At 64.5% G+C, this 5,774-nt stretch carries 7 protein-coding genes; 6 read left to right on the top strand and 1 reads right to left on the bottom strand.

Annotated elements, in window-relative coordinates; translation table 11 throughout:
* Together FLM9_RS02000 and tatC are read left to right on the top strand one after the other, a co-directional pair.
* A partial coding sequence (locus tag FLM9_RS02000) for an Rqc2 family fibronectin-binding protein (RefSeq protein WP_218969722.1) occupies positions 1 to 1,598 on the top strand: 1,598 nt, incomplete at its 5' end.
* A gap of 97 nt (positions 1,599 to 1,695) precedes the next feature.
* Positions 1,696 to 2,400 carry a twin-arginine translocase subunit TatC gene (gene tatC / locus FLM9_RS01995; protein WP_257242958.1) on the top strand — a complete coding sequence of 235 codons (705 nt, stop codon included), beginning with the start codon at positions 1,696 to 1,698 and terminating at the stop codon, positions 2,398 to 2,400.
* Between the two features lie 29 nt (positions 2,401 to 2,429).
* Here the strand turns inward: tatC and FLM9_RS01990 are convergent, their stop codons facing one another.
* Positions 2,430 to 2,723 carry a DUF3067 family protein gene (locus FLM9_RS01990; protein ID WP_074457017.1) on the bottom strand — a complete coding sequence of 98 codons (294 nt, stop codon included), beginning with the start codon at positions 2,721 to 2,723 and terminating at the stop codon, positions 2,430 to 2,432.
* Positions 2,724 to 2,879: 156 nt separating this feature from the next.
* On the opposite strand from FLM9_RS01990, the gene petC reads away from it, so the two are divergent.
* The 4 genes from petC to FLM9_RS01970 form a co-directional block, all read left to right on the top strand.
* On the top strand, positions 2,880 to 3,416 hold the full coding sequence (gene petC, locus FLM9_RS01985; protein WP_074457015.1) for a cytochrome b6-f complex iron-sulfur subunit: 537 nt from the start codon (positions 2,880 to 2,882) through the stop codon (positions 3,414 to 3,416).
* A gap of 41 nt (positions 3,417 to 3,457) precedes the next feature.
* On the top strand, positions 3,458 to 4,393 hold the full coding sequence (locus FLM9_RS01980) for an apocytochrome f (protein ID WP_074457014.1): 936 nt from the start codon (positions 3,458 to 3,460) through the stop codon (positions 4,391 to 4,393).
* Between the two features lie 27 nt (positions 4,394 to 4,420).
* The gene (gene lgt, locus FLM9_RS01975) at positions 4,421 to 5,323 is read left to right on the top strand and encodes a prolipoprotein diacylglyceryl transferase (RefSeq protein ID WP_074457013.1); all 903 of its coding nucleotides are present in this window, start codon (positions 4,421 to 4,423) and stop codon (positions 5,321 to 5,323) included.
* On the top strand, positions 5,320 to 5,774 hold a 455-nt coding region (locus tag FLM9_RS01970; RefSeq protein ID WP_438801321.1), incomplete at its 3' end, for an SAM-dependent methyltransferase. The genes lgt and FLM9_RS01970, both read left to right, overlap by 4 nt.

The raw sequence follows: 5,774 nt of genomic DNA, 5'->3' as shown, positions 1-5,774 counted from the left end.
CCCGCTTCCACCCCTGCTTGCCCCCACCCCGCCAGGGGGCGGGCAGCACCCTGGCTCAACAACTCCACCACGGCCTGCGGGGACTGGCGCTGACGGCCCTGCGGCAGCCCCCCTGGGAGCGCATTGTGCAGCTGGAGTTCGGCAAACGACCTGGCGCCGTGGTGGAGCGCCGACTGGTGTTGGAGTTGATGGGTCGCCACAGCAACCTGTTCCTTCTGAATGCGGGGGACCGGATCATGGCCATGGGGCGGCAGGTGAAGCCCCGGCAGTCCCGTGTTCGCCCCCTGGGCTGTGGTGACCACTACAGTGCTCCACCGTCTGCCCCGGGCCGGGCGCCGGATGAACAGGAATCCTGCGCCAGTTGGCAGAGACACCTGCAACTGGCGCCCCTCCCCCTGGCCCAGGCCCTCTGGCAGCACTATGGCGGCATCAGCCCTAGCCTGGCCCGCCAACTCTGTGGCGCCGCCGGGATTGACGCCACACTCTGTGTCACGGCGCTGACCACGGCCCAGTGGCAGGCCCTCCATCAGCAATGGCAACACTGGCTGACTGCCCTGGAGGCCCGGCGGTTCCGGTTTGAGCTGGAAGGGGATCAGGGTTATCACGTGTGGGCAGCACCGCCGGCGGCCCAGAGCAGTGCCAGCTTTACTGATGAAGCGGACCATGGGGTGGGTCTTGCCCTGGCGGCATTCCATGACCGCCACCTCCACCATGCCCGAATGCAGCGGGATCACCAGCGCCTGGTGCAGGTTCTGGGCAAGGCCATGGCGGGAGAACAGCGGCTGCGGGACGATGTCCAGCAACGCTTGGCCGCTGTGGCGGACCACACCACCCTGCAGCGCCGGGCGGACCGGCTGATGTGCTGCCCGGATCTCCAGCGCAGTGGGCTCACCACCCTGTTGGCGGCAGATCCCATGGGAGGTCCTGAGGAGTCCGTTCCCCTGGACCCGGAGATCACCGTCCTGGCCAACGCCCAGCGGCTCTACCAAAAAGCCCGCAAGCTGCGCCGGTCCTGCCAGGTGCTGGAACCACGCCTGGGGTGCCACCGCCAGCGGTTGGCGCGGCTGGAATCCGCCCATGACCAATTCCTGCTCCACTGGAGCGGCGCCCCGCCGGATCAGCACCAGGCCCTGCTGGAGGAGTTGGAGGATGAGCTCCGTGAACTGGAGTTGGTGCGCTGCCGCTCTGTGGCTTCCCCAGCCGGAACATCACCATCCCAGCCCCTGCAACTGCGCAGCCCCGGCGGGCTGCGACTGCTGGTGGGGCGCAACAACCGCCAGAACGACCGCATCAGCATCCAGGAAGCACGCCGCGGTGACCTCTGGTTTCATGCCCAGGAAATCCCCGGCAGCCACGTGGTGCTCAAAGCCAGTGAAGCCACGGGGGCCGACGAGGAGGACGTGCAAACCGCCGCCGATCTGGCGGCTTATTTCAGTCGTGGGCGGGGCAGCGGCGCCGTTGCCGTGGTGAGTACCGAGACCTGCCATCTGCAACGGATTCCCGGCACCGGCCCAGGGGTGGTGCGCTTCCGTGAAAGCCGTGTGTTTTGGGGTCACCCGGATGTGGTGGCGTCCCTACTCCAGAGCAAGGGTCCCTAATCTTTGTGGTGGTTGCGACCATTGCGCCTCTGTGTCCACCCAACTCCCCCTCAAGACGCAGTCTGTGCCCCCGTCCCAGTTCCCCGATGAGGTGGAAATGTCCCTGTTGGACCACCTCGACGAGTTGCGTAACCGCCTGCTGCGGGGCTTGCTGGCCATCGCCACCGGCGCGGGGCTGTGTCTGATTGGGGTGCGGCCGCTGGTGCGCCTTCTGGAGCAACCTGCCCAGGGGATTCGCTTCCTGCAGTTGGCCCCTGGAGAATTTTTATTTGTGTCCTTCAAGGTGGCGTTCTATGGGGGCTTGGCCCTGAGCTTGCCCTATCTGGTCTATGAGACGCTCCAATTTATCCTGCCAGGGCTGAGCCGGGCTGAACGCCGCCTGGTGGTGCCGGCCGTGGCGGCCTCCACGGTGCTGTTCCTGGTGGGCATCACCTTTGCCTGGTGGACCCTGGTGCCGGCCGCACTGCGTTTTCTGGTGGCCTATGGCGCCGACGTGGTGGAACCCCTCTGGTCCATTGAGCGCTACCTGGACTTTGTGCTGCTGCTGCTGCTGGCCACAGGTCTGGCCTTTCAACTGCCGGTGCTGCAGGTGCTGTTGGGTGTGTTCGGTCTGGTGGACGCGGTCACCATGTTGCACTCCTGGCGCTGGGTGGTGATGGGCGCAGCCCTGGCGGGCGCCGTGCTGACCCCCTCCACGGATCCCATCACCATGGTGCTCCTCAGCAGCGCCATCACCCTCCTCTTCCTGTTGGGTGTGGGTCTGGTGGCCCTGGTGCATTGGCGCCGACCCCAGGCCAACTGATTGGGCGTTGGCCGCTTTGATGGCAACAGCTACAGCAACGGCAGGCTAAGGGCTTTGCCCAGGCGGGGCCGGTCGGTGGTGGTCCGCAGCCATGTGCGCACCGCTTCCCCCTTGCCCAGTTGATTGACGGTCTCCACCAAGTCCATCAGTCGGGCCATATAGGTAGATTCGTCCAGGGGGAAGGAGAGTTGCTCCAGATAGCACCACATGATTTGCAGGTAGATGCGCCGGCGCCGCTGAATCAAGTGGACGTCATACGAGGCACCCCAGCGTTGTTGCAGCAGAGCGCAGACTTCAGCGGCGGTGAGTGGACCCGTTGCCATGGCCAGTCTTTTTTGCAAAACGCCACAGTCCTGTTGTGACTGCCGTCAGTGGGAGCAGTCACGTCTCCATAATGCAGAGGCTACGGTCTAAAATGCTACAGCCAGCGTGGATCCCCAACCTGTTGGGGTGCCCAAGACCATTCTCTCCCGCAGCAGATGACACAGCTCCAGGCTAGTGATGTTCCCGGAATGGGGCGCCGTCAATTCATGAACCTGGTCATGTTCGGCTCCCTCACCGGCGTGGCCCTCGGCGCCCTGTATCCCGTCGTCAGCTACTTTATTCCCCCTAAGCCAGGGGGAGGTGGCGGTGGCACCACCGCCAAGGACGCGCTGGGCAACGACGTGACCGCCAGTGGCTGGCTGGCCAGCCACCCGGAGGGGGACCGCAGCCTGGTGCAGGGCCTCAAGGGCGACCCCACCTACCTCCTGGTGAAGGCGGAAGGGACCCTGGCCGGCTTTGGCATCAATGCTGTATGTACCCACCTGGGTTGTGTGGTTCCCTGGAATCCAGGCAAGAATCGCTTCATCTGCCCCTGCCACGGGTCCCAGTACGACGACAACGGCAAGGTGGTGCGTGGCCCGGCTCCCCTCTCCCTGGCTTTGGCCCATGTGGAGGACGGCAACGACGTGGTCTTCCTCAAGCCATGGAAAGAAACAGACTTCCGCACCGGTGACTCCCCCTGGTGGGTCTGACGTTGCAAGAATCATCCGCCACCCACGCTCACCCACCGTTCATGCCTCCCCTATGTGCTCTGGTCGTCGGCCTCCTTCTGGCTGGCTTGACCCTCTTTGTTCAACCTGACGCCACCCAGGCCTACCCTTTCTGGGCCCAGCAGGTCGCACCGGAGACCCCGCGAGAAGCCACCGGCAAGCTGGTTTGCGCCAATTGCCATCTGGCCCAAAAAGCCATTCAGGTGGAGGTGCCCCAGGCGGTGTTTCCGGATACGGTCTTCAAGGCAACGGTCAAGGTTCCCTACGAGAAGGGCGCCTTGGAACTGGCCGCTGACGGGAGTCAGGTTCCCCTGCAAGTCGGGGCAGTGTTGATGCTGCCCGAGGGATTTCACCTGGCGCCCCAGGACCGTATCCCCGAGACCATGAAGGAAGAGATGGAGGGGATCTACTACAGCGCCTACAACGACACTTCAGACAATGTCGTTCTTGTGGGTCCCTTGCCCGGCGATGAACACCAGGAACTTGTCTTCCCTGTGCTCTCCCCTGATCCGGCGCAGGACAGCGCCGTCATGTTCGGCAAGTATGCCGTTCATGTGGGCGGCAACCGCGGACGCGGTCAGTTGTACCCCACGGGCGAGCAAAGCAACAACGGGGTCTGGACAGCAGGCGCGGCGGGGGAGATCACCGGTATTGACGACAATGAAGACGGCAGCCACGTGGTCCACATCGCAACGGATGGGGAGACCGTGGTGGATGCCGCCATTCCAGCGGGCCTGGAGGTGATTGTTACCCCTGGAGAGACTATTGCCGCAGGTGCTGCCTTGACCAACGACCCCAACCGGGGGGGCTTCGGACAACACGACACGGAGATCGTGCTGCAGAGCCCATGGCGTATCCTGGGCATGTTGGGCTTCTTCACCCTGGTGCTGGCCACACAAATTTTCTTTGTCCTCAAGAAACGGCAAGTGGAGCGGGTGCAAGCTGCCGGACAGCTTTAAGACCCCGGGAGGGAGGACCGTTCATCCATGGGATTCTCTGGTGTGCTGGGCCTGGTCTTTCAGTCGCCGGGTCCAATGATTCCCCATACCCCTCTGCGCTGGTATGGGGTGCTGATTGCTTTGGCTGTGGCTATTGGCCTCACCCTCTCCAGCAGACTGGCCCGCTGGCGTGGTCTTGATCCCCTGCTGATCTCGGATCTGCTGCCGCTGCTTGCTGTCGCCGCGTTGGTGGCTGCCCGCATCTACTACGTGGCTTTTGAATGGGAGCGCTACCGCGACGCCTGGACGCGGTTGTTTGGGGTGATTCCCATCCCCCGCGCCGTCGCCTTCTGGGAAGGGGGCATCGCCATCCATGGGGGCATGGTGGGGGCACTACTGGCGGTGTGGGTGTTTTCCCGCCTTCGCCAACAACCGTTCTGGGATCTTCTGGATGTTCTGGCGCCGTCAGTGGCCCTGGGGCAGGCCATTGGCCGCTGGGGCAATTTTTTCAATTCGGAAGCGTTTGGCGTCCCCGTACCTGCGGATTTCCCCATCAGCGTCAAGATCCCACCGGCCCTGGTGGATCCCCAGGTGCTGCTCAGCAGCCCAGGGGCCACCCATTTCCACGCCACGTTTTTCTATGAGTCCCTCTGGAACCTGGTGGTCTTTGGTGTGCTGATGGGCCTGCTGCTGCGCTGCCGCCGCCGTGGGTTCCAGTTGTCGGCAGGGGCGCTCACCTGTACCTATGCCATTGCCTACGGCCTGGGACGCTTCTGGATCGAAGGGTTGCGCACCGACCCCCTCTGCCTGTTCTCCAGTCCCCCCTTCTGTGAAGGGGGCCTGCGCATTGCCCAGGTGATGAGTGGGGCCATGGTTGTGCTGGGCAGTCTGGGTCTGGCATGGCTCTACGGCCTGCGGCGCCCCTTGCCGGGCTCGGGTCCCACATCTTGAACGCCGCGACACAACCACAAGGGTCCGTGGCCATTGTGGGGGCCGGGCCTGGTGCCCCCGACCTGCTCACCCTGCGGGCCCATCGGCGTATCCGGGAGGCCCAGGTACTCATCTGGGCGGATTCACTAGTCTCCCCTGCCGTCGCCGCCCTGGCTCCTGCGGACTGCGCACGCATCTCCACCTGCAGTCTCACCCTGGAGGCGGTGATGGAGGTGATGCTGGAGCGAGTTCGTGCCGGCAAGCGGGTGGTGCGCCTCCACGACGGCGACCCTTGCCTCTACGGCGCCCTCCACGAGCAGATCTGCCGCTTGGCGGAGGCCGGTGTGGCCGTGGAGGTGGTGCCCGGGGTCAGCGCCTACCAGGCCACGGCAGCGGCTCTGGGTCAGTCGCTCACCATCCCCGGTGCGGTGCAAACCATTGTTTTGACCCGTGCTGCGGGCCGCACCGGCAC

It is taken from the genome of Candidatus Synechococcus spongiarum, from assembly GCF_900047545.1.
GTDB lineage: Bacteria > Cyanobacteriota > Cyanobacteriia > PCC-6307 > Cyanobiaceae > Synechococcus_B > Synechococcus_B spongiarum_C.
Note: the sequence above shows the minus strand (reverse complement) of the source record. Positions and strands in the feature narration are given on the sequence as shown.

Excerpts from the sequence above, each read along its gene's own strand:
- tatC (WP_257242958.1), top strand. The coding sequence starts at position 1,696 with ATGTCCCTGTTGGACCACCTCGACGAGTTGCGTAACCGCCTGCTGCGG.
- FLM9_RS01990 (WP_074457017.1), bottom strand. The coding sequence starts at position 2,723 with ATGGCAACGGGTCCACTCACCGCCGCTGAAGTCTGCGCTCTGCTGCAA.
- petC (WP_074457015.1), top strand. The coding sequence starts at position 2,880 with ATGACACAGCTCCAGGCTAGTGATGTTCCCGGAATGGGGCGCCGTCAA.
- FLM9_RS01980 (WP_074457014.1), top strand. The coding sequence starts at position 3,458 with ATGCCTCCCCTATGTGCTCTGGTCGTCGGCCTCCTTCTGGCTGGCTTG.
- lgt (WP_074457013.1), top strand. The coding sequence starts at position 4,421 with ATGGGATTCTCTGGTGTGCTGGGCCTGGTCTTTCAGTCGCCGGGTCCA.